We start from the raw sequence: 21,458 nt of genomic DNA, 5'->3' as shown, positions 1-21,458 counted from the left end.
TCCTCCTTCAGGCGGCGGGCAGTTCGCCGAACCACCGGTCGACGGCGGGCACCGCGGGATCGACGGGCGCGCGGGCGGCGGCGGCCGCGCGCAGGCGGGCGAGCGCGGTCTCCACGGGAGCGCCCACCTCCCCCAGCAGCACGCGACCGTCCTCGACGCCCAGCACCCGCAACCGCGTGTGCCCGGGCAACACGACTTCGCCACCGTCCCTGAGCCCGTCGAGCCTGCGGGCGGTGGTGGTCCAGATCAGCGCCTCCCCGGGCCCGACGGGCGTCGGGGCCTGGGCGGGCAAGGCGACGACGGGGGTGGGCAGCCGGACCACATCCCCTTCCTGCGCCGCGACGTCCGCGGGCACACCCCGGACGACGACAGCGCGGGCGGTCGGCAACCGCCGCAGACCTCCGGCCAGGCAGCTGTAGAAATCAACGTCGTACTGCCCCCGCGGCTCCTCCGCGAAGACATGCACAACCGCAAGCTCCGCAACCAACCCCTCCTCCCCACCCACCCGCAACCCCGGCCGCTCCGACAACAAGGAACTAACCGCCCGCACCGCAACGTCATACCGACTCCCCAACCCCAGCCGAACCCGCTGCCGCTGCTCCGCAGTAGCCCGCACCCCCACCGGCACCTCAACCCCTGCCGCCCCACTGCGCGGCTTCCCCACCTGCCCCGGCAAAACGGTCCGAGCCTTAGCAACAGGCAACGGCCCCCCTACCGCCTCCACCTTTCCCCCAGCGATAGGCACCTCCACCGCCGAGACCCGCTTCTCCGCGCCAACGAGGGCCGTCTCCACCCCACCGACACGCGCCTTCGCCTCAGCAACGGCCCCCTCCACCCCAGCGACCCGCGCCCTCGCCAGAACGACCGGCATCTCCGCCAGGACGACCCGCGCCCTCGCCTCAGCCGCCAGTGCCTCATCCGCAACAACCGGCGCGTTCGCTTCGACGACCGGCATCCCCGCCTCAGCGACGCGCGTCTGCGCCCCAGCGGCCCACGCCTCCGCCTCCGCCTCCGTCTCAACAGCGTGCGTCTGCGCCGCAGCGACCCGCGGCTTCGCCTCAACGAGCTGCGTATCCACCGCAGCGACCCGCGCCGCCGCTCCAAGGTCCCGCGCCTTCGCCTCGGCGACAGCCGTCTCCGTCCCAACGGTCGGCCTCTTCGCCGCGGCAACCCGCGCCCTCGCCTGAGCGGCCTGCATCTCATCCGCAGCGGTCCGCGCCTTCACCTCAACGGCCTGCATCTCCACCCGAACGATCGGCGGCTCCCCCCGAACGACCGGCGGCTCCGCAGCGGCGACCCGCGGCTTCTCCGCGGCGAGCGGCATCTCGTCGGCACGCGGCTCCGCAGCGGCCTGCGCGGCCAATCCCGAAGCCAGCCCGACACCCGGAGCCCTCTCCACCGGCCGGATGAACCCCGCCCTCGGCACCGAGCCAGCAGACGCCCCAACAACCGGCACCACCTGCTGAGCCACAGCCGCAGGCAACGAAGCCCCGCGAGTCCACACCGGACCCGTAGCCGAAGTCCCAGGCCCCCGAAAATCGTTTGACGCCTCGAACACGTGATCGATAGCGTACATATCGGCTGGGCTGCCCCCTGGGTGGGCGGGGGGTGTATTGGGTTGGCCCTTTCGCGGTGAGCAGGGTTGGGCGGGGTGGGTGGGGGGTGCGGGGAGGACTCGGCCGTCGGGGGTGATGGTGATGGGGGTGCGGGGGGTTGTGCGGCGGATCAGGGTGTGGGGGTGGAGGGGGGTGGGGAGGGCGGAAAGGACTGCGGCGACGGTGGAGTGGGGTGCTTGGTCGTCGACGGTGATGGTTAGGTGGGGGGAGGGTGGGGTGTGGGGGTGGGGGCGTGCGGTGGGGGTGTGGATCCACAGGCCGGATGGGACGTGGGTGACGTGGGGGCCTAGGTCGGTGGGGAGGAGGGGTTGCCACCACGGGGCCGGGTGGCGGGGGCCGATGGGGGTGCGGGGGTGGCCTGGGCGGTAGGAGATCCAGCCTGCGCCGGTGGCGAAGACGGTGCCGCCGGGGAGTTCGATGAGGTCGGCGTCGGGGGCGACTACCTCGGTGGCGAGGCGGTCGGCCAGGAGTCGGGCTGGGGACGGGCTCCCGTCGGGGGCGATGGCGGCCAGGCGGGGGGCGAACAGCCGGACACCGCGGTCGATGACGTCGCCCAGGTCGGCGACCACCCACGGGTCCAGTCGAGCCACCGCGTCAGCCGCGCTCTCCCCCACCACGACAGCCGTGCGGCCCGGCTCCTCAGCCAGCGCCTCGGCCAGCGCCACGGCGCTGTCGTCCTGCCCCGGCCTGCCAACGACCAGAGCCGCCCCAACCCACCAGACGGAAATCGCCATCGTCTCCTCCTCATCCACCCCAGACACGACTCCCACCGCCATCACGGTTCATTCCCGGCTGCCGGGACACGGAGCCGGCCCGGGGCCGGAAGGCCAGGGCTGCCGATGGACGGGCGCCTCACCCCGGCAGCGGCCGCCCCCGCGGCGGGAAGCGCAGCGTCCGGGGCTCCTCGGCGTCCGCGCCGACCACCAGGGCCACGACGTCCCACCCGGTGATCGCCGCCAGGTCCGCGGCCAGCGCCGCGGTCACGGCCGCCCCGACCAACCGGAACCCGTCCACCCCCGGCACCAGCCGCGCGGTCGTCCCGCGCACCGGGATGACCTCCCCCGCCGCCGCAGCCGACCGGATCCGCTGCACGTCGACATCCCGCCGGTGCTCGGCCAACGCATGCGGATCAATCTCGGCCAGCTGTGGAGCAGCGGCGTCCAGCATGTCCAAATAGGACATCCAATCTGGATTCGGAGACGACCGCACACGGTCGAACTCCCTGGCGATGGCGCCGAAGGTCGCCGGTGGGCGTTGGGCTTCGGCGCCGGGGGCGTGCAGGGTGGCGTAGTCGGTCTCGGGCAGGTGGACCTGGCTGGTCGTCATCCGGTCGATGTGCCACAGGTGGCGGGGCAGGATCACCGGGGTGCTCTGCCTGGTGTTGCTCATCAGGCCGTCGTCGCCGAGGCGGACGGAGTTCCAGCGGGGTTCGTGGCGCACCTGCCGGTTGCCGTCGGCGTCCCGGTGCACGACGCGGTGCGGGCCGCCGGAGTTGAACACGCGCTGGTCGCGCTTGCCGTCGCGGTACTCGTCGGGCAGGCCGAGGTAGTGGCCGATCTCGTGGGCGTAGGTCACCGGGGGTGGCACCGTGCCCCACAGCCCCTCGTCGGCGTAGTCGACGTTGGCCACCTGCACGGAGACGTGGGCGTCCTCGGCGTGGTCGACGAACTCGATCCTGAGGTGGAACTGCGGGCCGGAGGGCAGGCGGTAGCCCTGGTTGTAGAGCCGGTCGACGGCCAGTTTCGCGCCGTCCTTCACCTGCCGGAGCTGGTCGGGCGTCACCGACGGCGTCGGGTCGAGGTGGATGCGGACCGTGTACTCCTGCACGAACCGGTTCGGCTGGACCTCCATCAGCCGCACGTCGTAGCGCACGGTCCCGCTGATGAAGTCGGGCTTCTTCTGGTCCGCCTCCCGCAGCATGTCGACCGGGTCGAAGGAGACCGTCCGGACCTGGACCTGCTCCTTGTTGCGCAGCGACTCCCACGCGCGCGGCGGCAGCGGGTTGTCGCGGACGAACCACGACGCGGTCCGGTCGTCGGCGCGCTCCCAGTACTTGTCGTGCTGCGGCCCGTGCAGCGGCCGGACCGGTCCGGCCTGGTTGCTCGGCGCGGGGCTGGCGGCGGGCGCCGGGCTCGGCTCAGGCGACTGATCGGCAGGCGGCGCGGGGCGGCGGCCTGCCTCGCCCGCGGGCCGGTCCCCGGGCTCGCCGCGCGTATCAGGGGACTCGGGCGGCTGGTTCCCGGACTCGGCAGGTGCGGTGCTGGACTCGGCCGGCTCAGGGCTGGACTCGGCTGGCTGGGAGGCGGACGGGTCCGGTTCGTCGTCGATGGTCCTGGGTTTGAGCTGCACGACGGTGCTGCCGGGGAAGGCCGCGGAGAGGCGGTCGACCACCGAACGCGGGGCGTCGATGACGTTGATCTGGACCACGCCGCCGGGGCGGCTGCCCAGGAACAGCCGCGTGGTCTCCGCCCAGGCGGCCGGGCGCTGGGCCGGGGGGAGCTTGGCGATGATCCGCTCGGCGACGGGCAGGTGCACGGTGCCGTCGCGGGCCGGGTGGTCCCGGTGCAGGCTCTGCACGGCGCCCTTCACCGCGTCGGTCACGGTGCGCTCGTCCAGCAGCGGCGGGGGCGCGCTGCTCAACCACGTCTTGTCCGAATTGACGCCCACGACCTCGGAGGGCACGGGGGTGAGCTTGTCCCGCCGCCTGCCGTACTCCGGGGGGATGCCGAGCCGCTCGGCGACGTCCTCGAACAACGGGTAGTTGGGGCCCGTCCGCCGCACGATCTCGCCGCGGATGTCGTTGTGGCGGCGCATTTCGAGACGAGCTTCGTCGCTCGTCGCCAAGAACAGCTCGGCCACCGTCTTGCGGTCGTTGGCGCCGACGGCGTCCAGGTACGCCTGGATCCCCGCCGACCCGGCCGCGGCGATCAGCGTGGAGTTGGTCAACGACTGGCCGGTGCGCCCGATCGCCAGCCCGTGCGGGTCGTTGGCGGTGTCCCTGAGCACCTGGTCGAGGTTGGTCGTGATCACGTTGTCGCCGTCGACGTACACGCCGCCGAACCGGTTGAGGATCTCCAGCCGCAGGATGTCGCTCGCCGCGGCGTACCGGGGCCCGGACCGCTGGCCGCGCTCGCTGCGCGTCTCCTGGTCGAACCGCATCGGCGCGTCGGCGGTGAACACCTCGTCGATGTTGACCAGCCGCACCCCCGCCGTCTCCGCCCACGAGACCATGTCCGCCACCCGCCTGCTCCGAGCGGAGACCGCGCCCTCCCGTGCTGCCGCGATCTCGGCCTGCGCTGCCGCGATCTCGGCCCGCGTGACATCGGTCCACAGGACGAACCGGTAGCCGGGGTTGAGCGTGTTGGTGGCGGCCTCGCTGACGTTGCGCAGGAAGGCCTGATCGGTGAGCGGCCCGCCCATCCAGATGCTGTGCACGATCTTCGGCACCTTCTGGTTCTTCGACCTGCCAGGCTTGAACAGCGTGGGCGCGTTGCTCCGGTGGACCTCGCGCCCGGTGATGATCGTGCCGCTGTTCGCCGGGAGACGCCCCGGTTTGAGCTGCTGGGCGGTCGGCTGCGGCTTGGTCATGTCGATCAGGTCGAAGAACGCGGCCCGCTTGTCGGCGTGCAACTCGGAGTAGTTGTAGCCGCTGGTGAACGCCGGGGCGGGCGGCGGCGTGCGATCCGCGAAGACATCCGTGCCCAGCTGCGCGTGCGGGGACGGCGTGGGTAGCGGAGCGAGGCGGTTGCCGATTTCGTCGGCGGTGAGCGGCTGCGCGCTCACATCCCTCGCCTGCTGGCCCGACTCAGGGGCTCTGCGCAGGCGTCGGGGGGTGGGCTCGGTGGGTGCGCCCGGGTTCTCGGGGGGTGGTGTGCGCCCGTCACCGCTGCGATTGACGCTCGGTTGGGTGTTGGCACTGCTTTGGGAGCGCGGTGTGTCGCCGGTTGAGTTGTGTGTGCCTTCGGTGCGGGGGGACTGGTGGGCGGGGGTGGTTGCTGAGGCGACAGCAGGGGTGCCGCCAGCGCTGCTGGGTGAGGTGGCGCTGGGGGGCGGGGCGGTGCTGGGTGAGGTGATGTTGGCCGGTCGGGCCGTGTTGGGCGAGGTGATGTTGGTCGGCGGGGCGACGTTGGGCGGGGTGGTGTTGGTCGGCGGGGTGGTGCTGGGCGGGGTGGTGCTGGCGGGCGGAGCGACGCTGGGCTGGGTGGGGCGGGTTAGCGGAGCAGCGTTGGGCGGGGTGATGCCGGTGGTGGGCGAGGTGGGGCCTGCGGGCGGGGCGGCGCTCGGTGAGGTGGTGCTCGGTGAGGTGGTGCTGGTCAGCGGGGCGACGTTGGGCGGGGTGGTGCCGGTTCGCGTTGTGCCGGTGGGCGGAGTGGCGGTTGGTGTGGTGGCGGTTGGTGTGGTGGCGGCCGGCGGGGTGGGATCGGGCTGCATGGCCGAGGGAGGCGGGGCGGTGGCGGGGCGGGTGGTGCCGCTGGGTGAGGTGCTGGCGGGTTGCGTGGAACCGTTCGGTTGGGTCGTGCCGCCAGGTTGGGTGCGGGCAGTTGGCGGGGTGTTGGAGGGTTGGGTGCTGCCACCAGGCTGGTTCACGCCACCGGGCAGGCCGCTGTTGAGAGGCTGACTGCTGCCAGGCTGAGTCATGCCGCCGGGCTGGAATGCCCCGCTGGGCTGAGGGGTACCGCCAGGCTGAGTGACGCCGCCAGGCGTGGTCGTCCCGCCGGGCTGGGTGGTCCCACCAGGCGAGGTGATGCTGCCCGGCTGAATGGTCCCGCCATGCGGGGCGGTCCCACCGGGCTGAGTGATGCCGCCAGGCTGATTCATCCCGCTGGGCTGGGTGGTCCCGCCGGGCTGAGTGGTCCCGCCGGGCTGAGTGGTGCCAGGCGGGGTGGCTCCACCGGGCTGGGTGGCACCGCCGGGCTGGTTGTTGCCTTCGGGCTGGGTGCTGCCGTTGGGCGGGGTGATGTTCGGGGTGGTGGCCGGTTGGGTGGTGCCGTCGGGTTGCAGGGTGCGTTCGGGCGTAGCCGGGCCGTCGGGGTGCGTGGGTCCGTCCGGCTGGGGGTTGCTGTTCGGCAGGGTGGGAGCGTCGGGGTGCGTGCTACCGCCGGGCTGGGTGGTTCCGTCGGGCTGGGGCGTTCCGGCGGGCTGGGAGTTGTTGGTGGGTGGGGGCGTTCCTGCTGGCTGGGTGTTGGGCGCGGTGGTCCCGCCGGGTTGGGTGCTCGGGGGTGTGGTGTTGTTCGGTGCGGTGGTGCCGACGGGTTGAGGGGTGCCGGTTGGGGTGGCGGGGCCGGTGGGGTGGGTGGCCTCGGGCGAAGGGGTGTTCCTTGGTGCGGTGGTGCCGCCAGGTTGGGTCGTGCTTCCAGGCTCGGTCGTGCTTCCAGGCTCGGTCGTGCTTCCAGGCTCGGTCGTGCTGCCCGGCTCGGTCGTGCTGCCCGGCTGAGTCGCGCCGCTGCCGGGTTGGGTCGTGCCGCCAGGTTGGGTGGTGCCGCTTGGTGACGTGGTGCCTGCGGGTGGGGTGGTGCCGGGTGCGGTGACGTCGCTGGGCGGGGTGGTGATGGGTGGAGCGGTGGTCGGCGGCGCGGTCGTGGGCGGCGCGGTGGTCGGCGGTGTGGTGGTCGGCGGCGCGGTGGTCGGCGGTGTGGTCGTGGGCGTTGTGGTGGTGGGCGGTGTCGTAGGGGGCGGCGCAGTGGTGGGCGGGGTGGTCATGGGTGGAGCGGTGGTTGGTGGTGGAGCGGTGGTCGGGGGTGCGGTCGGGGGTGCGGCCGCGGGTGGTGTGGTGGTGGTCGGGGGTGCGGTCGTGGGTGGTGTGGTGGTTGGCGGTGTGGTGGTGGGTGAAGTGGTGGTGGAAGGGGTTGGGTCTGGGGTGCGGGTGGGGTCGGGGGTGGGGGGTTGGGGGGTGGGGGTGGGGGTGCCGCGGAGGGAGTTGCCTAGTTCGCCGCCTGCGAAGGTGCCTGCGCCAGAAGCGGCGCCTGAGGTGGCGGCGAAGGGGTTCAGCTCGAATTCGCCTTCGGTGGCGTACTTGTACGTTCCCTCGGTCAGCATCTCCTGGAGGGCTTCCATCCCGGTCTCGGTGATGGCCTTCGGGAGGGCTCGGTGCCAGTTGGGGCCGGTGGCGATCTTGCCGAGGAGGTTGTCGAGGCCCTTGGTCGAGATGGTGGACAGGAATTTGCCGATGCCGCCCAGCGGGACGCCCAGGGCGGCGCCGAGGGCGCCTACCCCGGCGGCGTTCTGGGTGTACTTCTTGTTCCACGTGTGCCGGTTGCCCATGGCGAACTGGATGGACTGGGCGGCTACGTCGATCACCAGTTGGAAGGCGATGCCGAAGACCGCGGCCTGGGCGAAGCGCAGGACCAGCCTGCCGAGGAGGGTTTGCAGGAGGAAGCGGACGATGGCGATGCGGGCGGCCAGCCAGACCATGCTGGCGCCCGCGGTCCAGAAGGCCATCGCCGTGGCCCAGGCTATTTCGGCGATGAGGGCGATCAGCGACAGGATCGACACCAGCTTGACGTACTCCACGTCCAGCGCCAGCTCGCGCAGGAACGCCGCCAGGGCGCGGAAGCGCTCCGCGGCGGCCGCCAAGTGGTTCTCCCCCTCCACGAACGGGGCCATCCGCGCGGCGAAGGCCTGCTCGGCCTCGCCGTGGAAGGTGGACCTGATGGTCGAGACGGCGTGCGCCACCTGCGGGGCGAGCTGGCCTTCCAGCCGCTGGGCCGCGGTGTCCCACGCATCGGCCAGTTCGCGCAGCTTGTCCTCGTCGGCGTCGGGCCACTCCTCGCCGGTGAGGACCTGGAACATGGTGCGGACCTCGTCGCTGACCATCATCGCCATGGTGGGGCTCCCCTACTCGGTCCGGACGATCGCGTCGGCCTCGGCGCCGGAGTCGGCGAAGACGCGGGCGGTGGTGATCGTGCGGCCGCCCGCGTCGCCGAGGATCTTGCCGAGCAGGTCGAGGAAGCGCAGGGCCTCCTCCTCGCCCGGCTTGTAGCCCTGGTCGAACTTCTGGCCCATCTCGCCGCCGCCGCCCGCGCCGCGCAGGGCCGCGACGCGGCTGCGCAGCTCCGCGCAGATGGCCAGCGCCAGCCGCGTGGTCCCCTCGATGTTGACCCCGCCGCTGCGCAGCGCCTCGACGTCGACCACCAGCCGGTCGCTCACCGCCCCCACCGCCCGGCCTCGTCGACCGCCGCGTCGACCATCGCCGACAGGTCGGGCCCGACGTCGCGCAGCCGGTCGAGGTCGACCCCGGCGGGCATCAGGTCGGCGACCAGGCCCGCCGCCGCCTCGGCAGCGGCGTCCTGGGCCCGGTTCACCGCCTCGACCACCCGCGCGGCGAACTCCCCCGGCGCCAGCTCGCGCCAGCGGCGGCCCGCGATGGCGACGGCGGTGAGCCTGCCCCGACCGTCCACCGTGGCGCTGACCATCCGGTCGTCGGTCGCCGCGGTGGTGCTGGCCGACGCCATGCGGCCGAGCGCGTCGGCGATCTTCGCCTGCTGCTCGCGCAGCTCGGCCAGCGCCGCGGTCATGTCGTTGTGCAAGGGGGTGAACATAAGATGCGTCCCTCTCAGCCGGTCTCGGTGGATTCCGCGCCCCGCCGGGCGACCGCGGCGCGGCCGCGCGGCGCGGTGGAGCGCACGTGCACGTGGGTGGGCGCCAGCGGCTCGTCGGCCTGCGGGCCGTCCGCGCCGGGCCTGCCGATGACGCCGACGCAGCCGTCGCGGTCGGCGCCCCAGACCTTCTCGTCCTCGGTCAGCCAGGTCTGCCGCTCACGCTCGCGGTCGTTGCCGCCGGACCCGGTCGGGCCGCCGAGGCCGCCCATCATCGGCGGGATGAACGGCATGCCGCCGCCCTGGTCCAGCCGCCCGGGACCACCGGTCCCCGACGTCCCGCCCGTCCCGGGCCCGGCCCCCGGCATCCGCTCGGACCAGTCCGACCAGCCCTGCACCGCGTCGGAGCCCGGAGCGCCGATCCCGGCGCCACCGGGACCACCGTCCGCGCCGAGGCCCGCACCGGCGCCTAGGCCGCCCTCGGCGCCCGAGCCGCCCGAGCCGCCGGGCAGGTCGGGGGTGAACCCGGGGCTGCTGCCCGGCGCGGCCCCCGGCCCGAGGCCGAGTTCGCCGTCGGGCTGGCCGGGCCGGTTGACCGGGGGCAGCTCGGTGCCCGGCTGCAGCGGCGGGGCGTCGCCGGGCACCGGGGGCGCCCAGCCGTCGGGCTCGTCCTCGTCGGACGGCAGCCTGCCGGGCCGGTCGGGCGCGCCGAGCGGCGGGCGCACCACGCCGTCGGGTCCGCGCCCGTTCGCGGGGGGCGTGCCGCCGCCGGTGGGCAGCAGGCCGCCGTTCGGGAGCAGACCGCCGTTCGGCGACAGGCCACCGTTGGGCAGCAGGCCACCGTTCGACGACTGACCGCCGTTGGGCAACAAGCCACCGTTCGGGGTCAGACCGCCGTTCAGGGACAGGCCGCCGTTCGGGGACAGGCCGTTGGGCGGGAGCAGGCCGCCGCCGTTGGCCGGGTCGACCAGCCCGTCGGGCAGCCGGACGCCCGAGCGGCCGTCCGCGCCCGGCCCGTCGGGCATCGGCGCGAGCTTGGACAGCAACCGGTCCTGCTCGGACGACCAGCCACCCGGGCCGCCGTTGGGCCCACCCGGACCCGTGCCCCCGCCGAGTCCGCCGTTCGGGACGGCCATCCCCGACTTCGACCCACCGGGACCGCCGTCAGGACCGCCCAAGCCGCCGTTGGGTCCACCCGGGCCGCCGTTGGGACCGCCCGATCCCCCCATCCCGCCGTTCGGCGGCGGCGTCACCTTGAACTTCTGGTCGCCGGGCCCGGGTGGCGGCGGCGGGATCTTGCCCCCGCCGCCGGGTCCGCCGCCGGGGCCGCCGCCGAGCTTGGGCGGCGGGCTGCCGAAGTTGGGCGGCGGGTTGGTCTTCAGCTCCCCCAGCGACCGCCGACCCTCCTCGTACGCCCGCGCCAGCGTGGTGCTCAGCGGCTGGGCCACGCCGTCGAGCTTGGTCAGCTCCGCGCGCAGGTAGCCGCTGATGGCGGCGTTGAAAGCGTCCCAAGTGGACCGCTGCTGCAGGTCGCCCTTGACCGCGGTCAGCCCGTCGGGGAACACGACGCCGCCGACGAAGGCGTAGGAGTGGGAGTCGTACGTGCTGAGCACGTTGACGATCCACTCCTTGGCGGACAGCCCCAGCGGGTTGCCGTCGTCGAGGTAGTAGGGGTCGCCGCCCTCGCCCTTGTTGGCCACGAACAGCCCGCGCTTGCTCAGGTAGTTGTTGACGTTGGCCATGATCGCGCGCGCGGCCTTCGCCGCGCCGTTGAGCAGGAACGCCTGCGATTCCCACCAGGCGTTGGCCATCGTGCGGCCGAACAGCTCCAGCCACTGCGCCGCCGACCGCAGCCCGTCGGGCGTGGCGGGCTTGCGGTCGACGACGATCTGCTGGTACAGGTCGCCGAGCGTATGGGCGAGGCGCCGCAGGTTGATCTGGATGGCGTAGGCCGCCTTGCCCTTGAACGCCGAGCCCTCGCCGGACAGGCTCGTCGTCCACGTCTGCACGGAGGTGAAGCTGGTGTTGAGCCACTTCAGGTACTGGTCGACGACCGCGGCGCTGTCCCACAGCCGCTTGCTGTCCATCAGGCCGAGCTTGCCGTCGTAGAGCCGCTGGGCCACCGCGTCGATCTCGCGGACCATCGACTGCCAGTTGCTGAAGGCCGCCTGGTTGTGGTCGACCCCGAAGTAGTAGGTGTCCCAGGCGCGGTAGTGCCAGGAGTTCTCCTTGCCGGGGTTGTCGGCGAACAGCAGCCAGGTGTGCTCCCCGCCGGGTGCTCCCCCGGTGTTGACCTGGCCGCGCAGGTCCGGTCCGGTCCCGGTGACGGCGAACAGGATCTGCTCGAACGTCGCGGCGGACAGGTCGTCGCCTTCGGGCAGGGTGACGGGCATGGCATCCTCCGTGGTCGTCCGGGCGGCTACGCCCCGCCGGGCTTTCCGCCCAGGCCGCCGCCGACGTTGAAGTCCGGGTACTGCGCGACGAAGCTGGCGATGTCGAAGGTCGCCAGGTCGTCGGTCTCCTTGAAGATCTCCTTGGCGACCTCCAGCGCGTTGCGGAAGGTCACCAGCGCCTTGCGGAACTGCTCGTTCTGCGCCTCGACCGACCCGCCGAACTCGGTCCCCGCCGACACCAGGCGGGTGGCCGGGCCCCAGTGCTGCTTGCCGGGCTGCAGGACGATCTCGCCGTCGAGCACGAGCGCCGGGGTGGTGGTGGCGTCGTGCAGCAGGCTGCGCTCCAGCTCGTCCATCGCCTTGAGCAGCCGGTTGTACTTCTCCTCGTCGAAAGTGATCTTGTTCGCCATGTCTGCGCCTCCTGTCGGGGTTTCCTCGACCGGGCGGCCGCGGGTCCACACCGGACCCGCGGCCGGGACCGGTCAGGAGAGCATGATCCGCGCGCCCGCGTTGTCGCCGTTCTGGAAGATCTCGTGGACGTTGCTCGAGGAGAGCGTGCTGGCGTTGAGCTTCTGCTGCATCTCCTGGTAGATCCGGGTCCAGTTCTGCTGCGCCTCCAGCCAGACCGGCGTCGCCTGGCCGCGCGCGGCGCTGGGGATGTTGCGCAGCGCCGAGTTGAGGTTCTCCAGGATGTCGCCGACGGAGCGCACGTGCATGAGCAGCTGCTCGTTGAGCTCCAGGTAGCCGTTGTGGTCGATGTCGAAGGAGGTCATCGGGCTTTCCCTTTCCGTGGTTACTGCGCGCCGCCGGAGGCGCCGTCGGCGTCGGTGTTGGCGGACCGGTTGGCCCGCAGCAGGGCGTTGGCCTTCTCGTTGAGCGCGTTGAGCTGGCCGACGACCCGGGTGAAGTCGGAGTTCCAGTTGGCCAGGGCCATCGACAGCTTCTGCCCGGAGGTGGAGTTGTTGGCCGCGGGCAGCTGGCCGGAGATCGCGTAGACCTGCTGGTTGACCCGGCCCATCTGGTCCAGGGCGCCGCTGGTGGCGACGATGATGGAGTTGAGGGATGCGTCGTCGTAGCCGTACTTGGACATGGGTTTCCTCCGGTTGTGGTTAGCCGATCCGGGCGAGCACGGGTCCGGTCGGGAGCAGGGCGAGCAGGTCGGCGGGCACGGCGTGGGCGGTCTCGGCGGGCAGGCCGAGCGCGGCGGCGGCCTCGCCGTCGGCCACCGGGTACTTGGCCCCGGACTCGGTGACCAGGTAGGCGCCCGCGCCGGGCACGCCGGGGGCGGGGCGGGTGCGGGCCAGCAGCCCGGCGCCGGGTGCGACGGCGATCCGGTCGGCCACGCGGCCGTCGCGCACCAGCCCGGCCGCGGTCGGGGCCTGGGCGTCGGGCAGGGGCGCGGTGGCCAGCACCGCGGTGTCGCCTGCCCAGCGCACGCAGGGCGCGCGGTCGTCGGTGCGCAGCGGCGCGGGCGGCTCGGGCGGCAGCTCCGCCTGCCACACCGGCGCTGGCAGGATCGTCTGCTCGGCCAGCTGGGCCGGGGTGATGCGCAGCGCGGGCAGCCCGCCGCGGTCCGGGTCGGCCATGATGAGCGCGGCCACGGTGGCGGTCACCGGGACCAGCCCCTCGGCGCGCACGGCGTACCGGCCGCCGCCCACGGCGTCGGGCACGGTGACGAGCTGGCCGACCGTGGTCGGCTGCCCGGCGACCACCGGCCCGGGTCCGCCGCTGGGCACCGGCGGCGACCCCAGGTCCGGGCCAGCGGGGAGGGTGTTGAGCCAGGCCGGGTCGACCCGCACGGCGGCGGCCGGGTCCAGGCCGATGGCTCGGGGCGTCCAGGGCGCGGTGATCCGCAGCCGCCGGTCGCGCCACGCCAGGTGCAGCTCGCCGCCCGCGGTGACCAGCAGCGCCTCCCCCTCCGGCGCGGCGGCGCCCGCATCAGCGCCGATGGTCACGGTAACCACGTCGTCGGCGCCCGCGCACACCAGCCAGGCCGGGGCGGCCGACGGCGCGGGCACCGAGTCCGGCGCGCCGAGGATGCCGACCGGGCCGCCCTTGGGCGTGCCCGCCAGGGCGGCGGCGCCGACCCGCGCGACCGCGGGCTCGCCGCCGACCAGCAGCCGGGCGGAGGCGTAGTTGAGGACCGGGCGCAGCCTGCCGTCGACCAGCAGGTACCGGTTGCCGGTCTCCTTCTCGACCACGAGCGTGCCGGGGGCGCGCCAGGCGTCGCCGTCGCGCCCGCTGAGCAGGGCCACCACCAGCACCACCGCGAAGACCAGGGCCGCGACGGCGATCCCGCCCACCACCCCGATGGTGGTCCGGCGCAGCGGCCGCTCCTGGGCGTCGGGGTCGGTGCGCAGCAGCGCCGCGACCAGCCTGCCGACCAGGAAGGCGTGCGCCTGGACCTGCTCCCGCCTGCTGTACATGGTTTCTCCTCCCTCCGATCTGGACACGGCCCGCGGCAGGCGGGCGGTTCACACCAGCGCGGCGACCAGCTCGTAGACCTCGGCGACGGCGAGCACCAGCGGCACCACGGCCAGCGCGCAGGTCCAGTGCAGGACGTCGCCCCAGCGCCCCCAGCGGGGCACGAGCCTGCGCCCGGGGAGCTGGTGCGCGCCGACCAGCGCGAGGCAGGCCAGCGCGAGCAGCCCGGCCACGACGGCCGCCAGGCCCGGCGCGGGCAGCGGCGCGGCCCAGGTGAGCACCAGCGCGGTGAGCCCGACGGCGGCGGGGAGGAGGGCGCTGAGCCGGTGCCACCCGCCCTCCAGCTCGCGCGCCTGCAGGAGTTGGAGCACCGCGGCGGCGGCCACCAGCGCGATCGCGTCCCAGCGGCCCGCTGCGGCGACCACCGGCATCGCCGCGGCCGCGACGGCCCCGAACACCGCCAGGAACGCGGTGAGGTGCACGTTCGCCGTGGCGGCCTGGTCGAGGACGGTGCGGCTGGGCAGCGGGTCGAGGCCCTGCTGGAACTCCGCCGCCGAGGTCGGCACCGGTTCCACGGCCAGCCCGGCCAGCCACATCGCCACCTGCGGGGCGAGCCGGGCGGCGGGCAGCGCCACGGCGAGGACGACCCCCGCCGTGGCCGCGGGATCCAGGCCCGTGGCCACGCCGACCAGCGCGCCGAGGGCGACCAGGGCGGACCCGCAGGCCACCGCCAGGAAGGCGGCGACCCCGGTCAGCGCCCGCGCGACGGCGGCCGCCGCAGCCGCCGCCGCGCCCGCGGCGAGCACGCCCGGGCCGCTCACCCAGCTCGTCGCGGGCACCGCGAGCCCGGCGACCGCCGCGCCGACGACGGCCACCGCGGCCAGCGCCGCGGCCCCCGCCCGGTCGGCGAAGCGCCGCGCGAGCACGCAGGCCGCGCCGAGCAGCACGACCCCGGCCGCCCCGGCCGCGACCGCGGCGAACAGGCCCGGCCCGGCCGCCACCGGGAGCAGCACCGCCAGCAGCCCGGACAGCGCCGCCGCGGCGACGCACGCCGCCCTGGTCAGCGCCGGCCGCCAGCGGTCGTCGCGGGTGGACAGTCCGGTGTAGACGCCATCGACCACGTCGTCGAAGTCGACCGGCGGGAGCTGGTCGTCGCGGGGCCGCAGGTGCAGCACGTCGCCGTCGTAGAGCCCGGCCGCGGAGGTGCTCTGGTCCTCGTCCAGCGGCGGCTCGCCCAGGCGTTGCAGCACCCAGCCGCCGTGGGCCAGGCCGCTGGTGGCCAGCGCGGGGTCGAGGTGGCCGAGCACGGTCGGCAGCAGGTCGGTCAGCGGGACGTGGGCGGGGACGGCCAGCTCCACCCGGGATGCGGGGCCGCAGATGGTCAGCCTGCACATCTCCCCGGAGGTGGTCGTCGCCGCGGTGGTGGTCGTGCGTGCCATGCCCGGTACACGGCGTCCCCCGCGCCGCGGTTCACGTGAACGCGGCGGCGGTCCGCGGACGTGTACCGGGCAGCCAGGCCCGTCGACCCCGGAGGACGACCGCGATGACCACGACGTTGTTCCGCAGGCAAGGCCGGGAGCAGCCGCCGGAGATGCCCAGCGGGGACCTGTCGCTCCAGGAGCCGCCGACGCTGCCGGAGACCACCGGCGGCGGGTTCGGCGCGGCGCTGGTGATGCTGCCGATGACCCTGGGCGGGGCGGTGATGATGCTGGTGCTCATCGGCCCGCGGAACCCGGGGATGGGCATGGGGATGGCCGGGATGATGGGGCTGATGGCCGTCGTCATGGTGGTCAGCCAGCTCGGCCGCGGCGGGGCGGAGCGCCGCCAGCGCATGCGCGGCGAGCGCCGGGACTACCTGCGCTACCTCGGCCAGGTCCGGGCCCAGGTGCGCGGGGTCGCCGCCCGCCAGCGCACCGCGCTGGCCTGGCTGCACCCCGACCCGGCCGGGCTGTGGTCGGTGGCGATGACCGGGCGGCTGTGGGAGCGGCGGGCCGCCCACGCCGACTTCGCCGAGGTGCGGGTGGGCCTGGGCACCCAGCGGCTCGCGGTGGCGATGACGCCGCCCGCGACCAAGCCGGTCGCCGACCTGGAGCCGCTGTCGGCGCGGGCGCTGCGGCGGTTCATCAACGCCTACACGACCGTGGCCAACCAGCCGACTGCACTGTTCCTGCGCGGCTTCGCGCAGGTGCGGCTGCAAGGCGACGCCGACGCCGCCCGCGCGCTGGCGCGGGCCGTGCTGGCCCAGCTGGTGGTCTTCCACTCCCCCGAGGACCTGCGGGTGATCGTGGGCGCGAGCCCCGAGCAGGCGCGGCTGTGGGACTGGGTGAAGTGGCTGCCGCACGCCCAGCACCCCGTCGAGCAGGACGGCGCAGGCCCGGTCCGGCTGGTCGCCGAGGACGCCGACGGCCTCGCCGAGCTGCTCGACGCCGAACTCGGCGAGCGGGGCCGGTTCGAGGCGGGCGCGGCCCCCGGCCGCGAGGAGCCCTACGTCGTGGTCGTGCTCGACGGGGTGCGGATGCCGGTGGAGTCGCGGCTGGCGGGGGCGGGGTACCGCAACGCGGTGGTGCTCGACGTCTCCGGCGCGCTCGATGCCGCCCCCGGCCGCTCGGCGCTGCGCCTGGACGTCACCGCCGAGCAGGTGCGCATGGTCCGCCACGACCGCACCGGCCAGGAGGTCCGCACCGATCTGTGCCTGCCGGACGGGCTGACCCTGGCGCAGGCGACCGCGCTGGCCCGGGTCGTCTCCCCGTACCGGCTGGGCGGGGCGACCGAGGTGGCCGACTCGATGGTCGCCGACTTCGACCTGCCCCGGCTGCTCGGCGTGGCCGACCTCGACGAGTGGGACCCCAGGGCGCTGTGGCGCACCGGGCTGACCCAGGACCGGCTGCGCATCCCGCTGGGCATCGCCGAGGACGGCTCGACCGTGGAGCTGGACATCAAGGAGTCGGCGCAGGGCGGCATGGGGCCGCACGGGCTGCTCATCGGCGCGACCGGCTCGGGCAAGAGCGAGCTGCTGCGCACCCTCGTGCTCGGCATGGCGATGACCCACTCGTCGGAGGTGCTCAACTTCGTCCTGGTCGACTTCAAGGGCGGCGCGACCTTCCTGGGCCTGGACCGGCTGCCGCACACCTCCGCGGTGATCACCAACCTGGCCGACGAGGCGCCGCTGGTCACCCGCATGCAGGACGCGCTGCACGGCGAGCTGGTGCGCAGGCAGGAGCTGCTGCGCGCCAGCGGCAACCACAGCTCGCTGCTGGACTACGAGAAGGCCCGGCTGGCAGGCGCCCCGCTGGACCCGCTGCCGACGCTGTTCGTCATCGTCGACGAGTTCAGCGAGCTGCTGGCGGCCAACCCCGACTTCGCCGAGCTGTTCGTCATGATCGGCAGGCTCGGCCGCTCGCTGGGCGTGCACCTGCTGCTGGCCAGCCAGCGCCTCGACGACGGCCGCATGCACAAGCTGGAGAGCCACTTGTCCTACCGGATCGGCCTGCGCACGTTCTCGGCGATGGAGAGCCGGTCGGTCATCGGGGTGCCCGACGCCTACCAGCTGCCCAGCGCGCCCGGCAACGGGTACCTGCGCAGCGACGTGGCCACGCTGGTGCGGTTCAAGGCCGCCTACGTCTCCGGCGCCCACCACCGCCGCACGCGCGAGCAGCGGCAGGAGGAGGTCCGCAGGCAGGTCGTCCCGTTCGGGCTGGCCAAGGCCGCGTCGGCGGAGGCCGAGCCCGGCCCGCAGGTCGTCGCCGACGAGACGGCGGAGTCGGTGCTGGACGTGGCCGTCGGCAGGCTCGTCGGGCACGGCCCGCCCGCGCACCAGGTGTGGCTGCCGCCGCTGGCCGCGCCGCCGTCGCTGGACCAGCTCCTGCCGCCGCTGGAGCCCGACCCCGACCTGGGGCTGACCGCGGCCGGGTGGCCGGGCCGGGGGCGGCTGGCGGTGCCGGTCGGCGTGGTGGACAAGCCGTTCGAGCAGATGCGCGACCTGCACCTGGTGGACCTGTCGGGCGCGGGCGGGCACGTCGGCGTCGCCGGTGGCCCGCAGTCGGGCAAGAGCACGCTGCTGCGCACGCTGATCACCGGGCTCGCGCTCACCCACACCCCGGCCGAGGTGCAGTTCTACTGCCTGGACTTCGGCGGCGGCACGCTCGGCGCGCTGGCCGGGCTGCCGCACGTCGGCGGGGTGTGCGCGCGGATGAACGTCGAGCAGGTCGCCCGCACGATCGCCGAGGTGCAGACCCTGCTGGCCGCGCGCGAGCGGCGCTTCGCCGAGCACGGTGTGGAGAGCATGGCCGACTACCGTGCCCGCCGCGCCGCAGGCGAGTTCGCCGACGACCCGCACGGCGATGTGTTCCTCGTCGTGGACGGCTGGGGTGTGCTGCGCGCGGACTTCGAGCAGCACGACGTGGCCATCCGCCAGCTCGCCCAGCGCGGCCTGGCCTACGGGGTGCACCTGGTGCTGACCGCCAACCGCTGGTCGGACATCCACAGCGTGCTGCGCGACCAGCTCGGCACCCGGCTGGAGCTGCGCCTCGGCGACGCGATCGACTCGGTGATCGACATGCGCGGCGCGGCCCAGGTGCCCGCCGCGCCCGGCCGCGGCCTGACCCCGGACAAGCTGCACTTCCTCGGCGGCGTGCCGCGGATGGACGGGCGCGCGAGCACCGACGGGCTGGCCGAGGCCACCCGCGAGCTGGTGCAGGCCGTCCAGGAGAGCTGGGCGGGACCGCGGGCGCCGGAGGTCCGGATGCTGCCCGCCGTGCTGCCCGCGGCCGACCTGCCCGCCCCCGAGCCCGGCCCCCGGGTGGCCCTGGGCGCGGGCGAGCTGGACCTGGCCCCGGTGTGGCACGACTTCGGCGCCCGCCCGCACCTGGCCGTCCTCGGCGACAGCCGCAGCGGCAAGACCGCGGCGCTGCGGCTGATCGCCACCGCGGTGACCCGCCTGTACCGGCCCGACGACGCCCAACTGCTGGTGGTCGATCCGCGACGGTCCCTTATGGACTCAATCCCGGAGGAGTACCGACGCGGGCTGGCGGTGTCGGGGCCGACGGCGGGCGAACTCGTCGGCAGGCTCGCGGTGGAGCTGAAGGACCGCGTCCCGGGCGCGGACATCCCCCCGAGCAGGCTCCGCAAGCGCGACTGGTGGACCGGCCCGGAGATCTTCGTGCTCGTCGACGACTACGACCTCCTCATCGGCCCCACCGGCGGCCCGCTGGACGCCCTGGTCGAGCTGATCCCCCAGGCAGGCGACATCGGCCTGCACGTGATCCTCGCCCGAGCCGCAGCGGGCTCGGGGCGCACGAGCATGGACCCGGTGGTGCGCAGGCTCCAGGAGTCCAACACCCCAGAGCTGACCCTCTCCATGCCCCCCAACGAGATGCCCCTCCTCAACGGCTCCCGAGGCCGCCAACTCCCACCCGGCCGAGCCGCCCTGGTCACCCGCCGCGACGCCACCGGCCTCCAGATCGGCTGGACGGAGGAACCGTCATGACCACCCCACCCGACAACCACCCCGGTCCCAACACCACCGACCCGCTCGACGGCAAGCCTGCGCGAGCAGCACTCCCCACCCACTCCCTGCCCGTTCCGAACGACCCCACCCGACCGCCGCGCAACAGCTCCCCGCACCGAGCGAACGACACCAACGCTGCCCTGCCCGCACACCACCGAGGGGACGGCAAGACCGCAGCCCGATCCACACACCACCGAGCCGACGACAACAGCGCCCGAGCGGCACACCCCGCCGAACCCTCGCCCGACGACGGCCCCCCGCACCGACCGGACACCGAACCACCCAACCCGCGCCGAGCCCGCGGCAAGGCCACCCGAGCAACCCACCCCTCCCGCTTCCCGCTCCGGTCGGCCGGAACCGCCCGACCTCGGTGCGCGGACCACTCTCCGCACCGAGCGGACGGCGGCACCACGGCACAGACCTCGGACCGCCGAGGCGAGGGCAGAGTCGCCCGAGCAGCACACCTCGCCCGCTTCCGTCACCAGGCGGGCAGCGAGGGCGAGCAGCCAGCGCGTGGCGAAGCAGCCTGCGGTCTTCCCCGGGTAGGGGGCGAGGCCGTCCGGGGAGATCGCGGACGACCCGGCGGTCGCCTGGAGCACTCGTTCGGTCGGGCTCACCCGCCGCTCGCCCACCAGCCGGACCGAACTCCCCAACCGCCACGCAACGACCTCTCCCCGCACCAGGCGGAGGAATCCGCTCGGGCGCCGCGTGGTGGCTTTCCGCGGCGGGACGGGACCATCGCCAGGGTTTGCGAATCCAACCCCCGTCGGGCGGGCCGTGGAAGCACCAGCGACCGACTTTCCCGCTGCGCGCGGCGGAAGGGCCGTTGGAAGTTCCGCACCGATCCCGCCCGGATCGTGGGGCAGGTGTTCGTCGTGCTCGTCATGGTCGGCGTGTGTGGGCTGGTTGGGCCGGGGGCGGTGGCGGAGCGGGAGTGTGCGCCTGCGGCGGAAAGGGTGGCGGGTGAGGTGTCGTGGGCGCAGCGGCGGTTGGGGGTGGAGCGGGTGTGGCCGTTGACTCGGGGGGATGGGGTTGTGGGGGTGGTGGACACCGGGGTCAGCGGGGAGGCGGTCGCGTTGAGGGGGGCGGTGTTGCCGGGGACGGATCTGGCGGGTGGGGCCGGCAATCGGGATTGCTCCGGGCATGGGACGTTCCTCGCCGGGTTGATTGCCGCGCGGCCGGGCGAGGGGACGTTTGCGGGCGTTGCGCCGGGGGTGCGGGTGCTGCCCGTGCGGGTGGCGGATGACGCTGATGAAGTCGCGCCGGAGCGGTTGGCTGCGGGGATTGTGGCGGCCGTTGACGGTGGCGCGCGGGTCGTTGCCGTCGGGTTGGTCGCCACGCGGGATGCGCCGGAGTTGAGGGCGGCGGTGGAGTTGGCGGCGCGGCGGGATGTCGTCGTGGTGGCTTCGGTGCGGGTGTGGGAGGACGGGCAGCGGGCTTATCCGGCCGCGCTGCCCGGCGTCCTCCCGGTGGCCCCGCTCGGGCCGAACGGGCCGCTGGACGGTCCCACCGGGGCCGCTCCCCTGCTGGCCGCGCCCGCGGCGGACCTGGTCGGCATCGCCCCCGCCGGGGCGGGCAACCGGACCGGCTCGGGGCCGGAGCTGGCCGTCGGCGCGGTGGCGGGCGCTGCGGCCCTGGTCCGCGCCTACCACCCGGACCTGACCGCCCGGCAGGTCATCGCCCGCCTGTCCGCCACGGCCGACGGCCCGACGGCGGTGGTCGACCCCTTCGCCGCGGTCACCACGATCCTCACCACCGCCGACCCGCCCCGGCCGACGCCCGAGCACCTGGTGGTGCCGAAGCCACCCGCGCCCGACCCGGCGCCGCTGACCCGCGCGCTGTGGTTCGCCGGGGCGCTCGCGCTGCTGGCGCTCCCGGTCGCGTTCACCCGGCGGAGGGTGGGGGATGCCCCACCCCGCGACGCGGGTTCCCCGCCGCGATCCAGCGGGTGAGCACCCACGGGCGAAGGGATAGGCCCAGCGAC

General features: G+C 74.4%; 12 protein-coding genes. 2 read left to right on the top strand and 10 right to left on the bottom strand.

Features of this window, described 5'->3' with window-relative positions:
* Nucleotides 1–7: 7 nt before the first annotated feature.
* From ACWEPX_RS04705 to eccD, 10 genes are all read right to left on the bottom strand, one after another.
* Nucleotides 8–1,471, bottom strand: a complete 1,464-nt coding sequence (locus ACWEPX_RS04705) for a hypothetical protein (RefSeq protein WP_451895711.1) — start codon at nt 1,469–1,471, stop codon at nt 8–10.
* A gap of 997 nt (nt 1,472–2,468) precedes the next feature.
* Nucleotides 2,469–8,438 carry a WXG100-like domain-containing protein gene (locus ACWEPX_RS04700; RefSeq protein ID WP_451895710.1) on the bottom strand — a complete coding sequence of 1,990 codons (5,970 nt, stop codon included), beginning with the start codon at nt 8,436–8,438 and terminating at the stop codon, nt 2,469–2,471.
* 12 nt (nt 8,439–8,450) lie between these two features.
* Nucleotides 8,451–8,762, bottom strand: coding sequence for a hypothetical protein (locus ACWEPX_RS04695; RefSeq protein ID WP_451895709.1), 312 nt, complete (start codon nt 8,760–8,762; stop codon nt 8,451–8,453).
* Nucleotides 8,759–9,154, bottom strand: a complete 396-nt coding sequence (locus tag ACWEPX_RS04690; protein WP_451895708.1) for a YbaB/EbfC family nucleoid-associated protein — start codon at nt 9,152–9,154, stop codon at nt 8,759–8,761. The genes ACWEPX_RS04695 and ACWEPX_RS04690 overlap by 4 nt, the downstream gene beginning before the upstream one ends.
* A 14-nt stretch (nt 9,155–9,168) precedes the next feature.
* Complete coding sequence (locus ACWEPX_RS04685; protein ID WP_451895707.1) at nt 9,169–11,544, bottom strand: hypothetical protein; 2,376 nt, start codon at nt 11,542–11,544, stop codon at nt 9,169–9,171.
* Nucleotides 11,545–11,570: 26 nt separating this feature from the next.
* Nucleotides 11,571–11,954, bottom strand: coding sequence for a hypothetical protein (locus tag ACWEPX_RS04680; protein WP_451895706.1), 384 nt, complete (start codon nt 11,952–11,954; stop codon nt 11,571–11,573).
* 72 nt (nt 11,955–12,026) lie between these two features.
* Nucleotides 12,027–12,317, bottom strand: coding sequence for a WXG100 family type VII secretion target (locus tag ACWEPX_RS04675; RefSeq protein ID WP_451895705.1), 291 nt, complete (start codon nt 12,315–12,317; stop codon nt 12,027–12,029).
* Nucleotides 12,318–12,337: 20 nt separating this feature from the next.
* Nucleotides 12,338–12,634 carry a hypothetical protein gene (locus ACWEPX_RS04670; protein WP_451895704.1) on the bottom strand — a complete coding sequence of 99 codons (297 nt, stop codon included), beginning with the start codon at nt 12,632–12,634 and terminating at the stop codon, nt 12,338–12,340.
* A 19-nt stretch (nt 12,635–12,653) separates the two neighbouring features.
* Nucleotides 12,654–13,970: a type VII secretion protein EccB gene (eccB, locus tag ACWEPX_RS04665; protein WP_451895703.1), complete on the bottom strand. Its 1,317-nt coding sequence runs from the start codon at nt 13,968–13,970 to the stop codon at nt 12,654–12,656.
* Between the two features lie 48 nt (nt 13,971–14,018).
* Complete coding sequence (gene eccD / locus ACWEPX_RS04660) at nt 14,019–15,407, bottom strand: type VII secretion integral membrane protein EccD (RefSeq protein WP_451895702.1); 1,389 nt, start codon at nt 15,405–15,407, stop codon at nt 14,019–14,021.
* A gap of 104 nt (nt 15,408–15,511) precedes the next feature.
* On the opposite strand from eccD, the gene eccCa reads away from it, so the two are divergent.
* Together eccCa and ACWEPX_RS04650 are read left to right on the top strand one after the other, a co-directional pair.
* Nucleotides 15,512–19,453: a type VII secretion protein EccCa gene (gene eccCa / locus ACWEPX_RS04655; RefSeq protein ID WP_451895701.1), complete on the top strand. Its 3,942-nt coding sequence runs from the start codon at nt 15,512–15,514 to the stop codon at nt 19,451–19,453.
* Nucleotides 19,450–21,426, top strand: a complete 1,977-nt coding sequence (locus tag ACWEPX_RS04650) for a S8 family serine peptidase (protein ID WP_451895700.1) — start codon at nt 19,450–19,452, stop codon at nt 21,424–21,426. Before eccCa ends, ACWEPX_RS04650 begins: the two co-directional genes overlap by 4 nt.
* The last annotated feature ends 32 nt before the right edge of the window (nt 21,427–21,458 follow it).

The sequence above is a fragment of the Actinokineospora sp. NPDC004072 genome, from assembly GCF_053604195.1.
The sequence above is the reverse complement of the archived record's forward strand: the minus strand, read 5'-3'. Positions and strand labels throughout refer to the sequence as shown.

Coding starts and splice junctions, on each gene's coding strand:
- ACWEPX_RS04700 (WP_451895710.1), bottom strand. CDS start 8,438: ATGGCGATGATGGTCAGCGACGAGGTCCGCACCATGTTCCAGGTCCTC.
- ACWEPX_RS04690 (WP_451895708.1), bottom strand. CDS start 9,154: ATGTTCACCCCCTTGCACAACGACATGACCGCGGCGCTGGCCGAGCTG.
- ACWEPX_RS04685 (WP_451895707.1), bottom strand. CDS start 11,544: ATGCCCGTCACCCTGCCCGAAGGCGACGACCTGTCCGCCGCGACGTTC.
- ACWEPX_RS04680 (WP_451895706.1), bottom strand. CDS start 11,954: ATGGCGAACAAGATCACTTTCGACGAGGAGAAGTACAACCGGCTGCTC.
- ACWEPX_RS04675 (WP_451895705.1), bottom strand. CDS start 12,317: ATGACCTCCTTCGACATCGACCACAACGGCTACCTGGAGCTCAACGAG.
- ACWEPX_RS04670 (WP_451895704.1), bottom strand. CDS start 12,634: ATGTCCAAGTACGGCTACGACGACGCATCCCTCAACTCCATCATCGTC.
- eccB (WP_451895703.1), bottom strand. CDS start 13,970: ATGTACAGCAGGCGGGAGCAGGTCCAGGCGCACGCCTTCCTGGTCGGC.
- eccD (WP_451895702.1), bottom strand. CDS start 15,407: ATGGCACGCACGACCACCACCGCGGCGACGACCACCTCCGGGGAGATG.
- eccCa (WP_451895701.1), top strand. CDS start 15,512: ATGACCACGACGTTGTTCCGCAGGCAAGGCCGGGAGCAGCCGCCGGAG.
- ACWEPX_RS04650 (WP_451895700.1), top strand. CDS start 19,450: ATGACCACCCCACCCGACAACCACCCCGGTCCCAACACCACCGACCCG.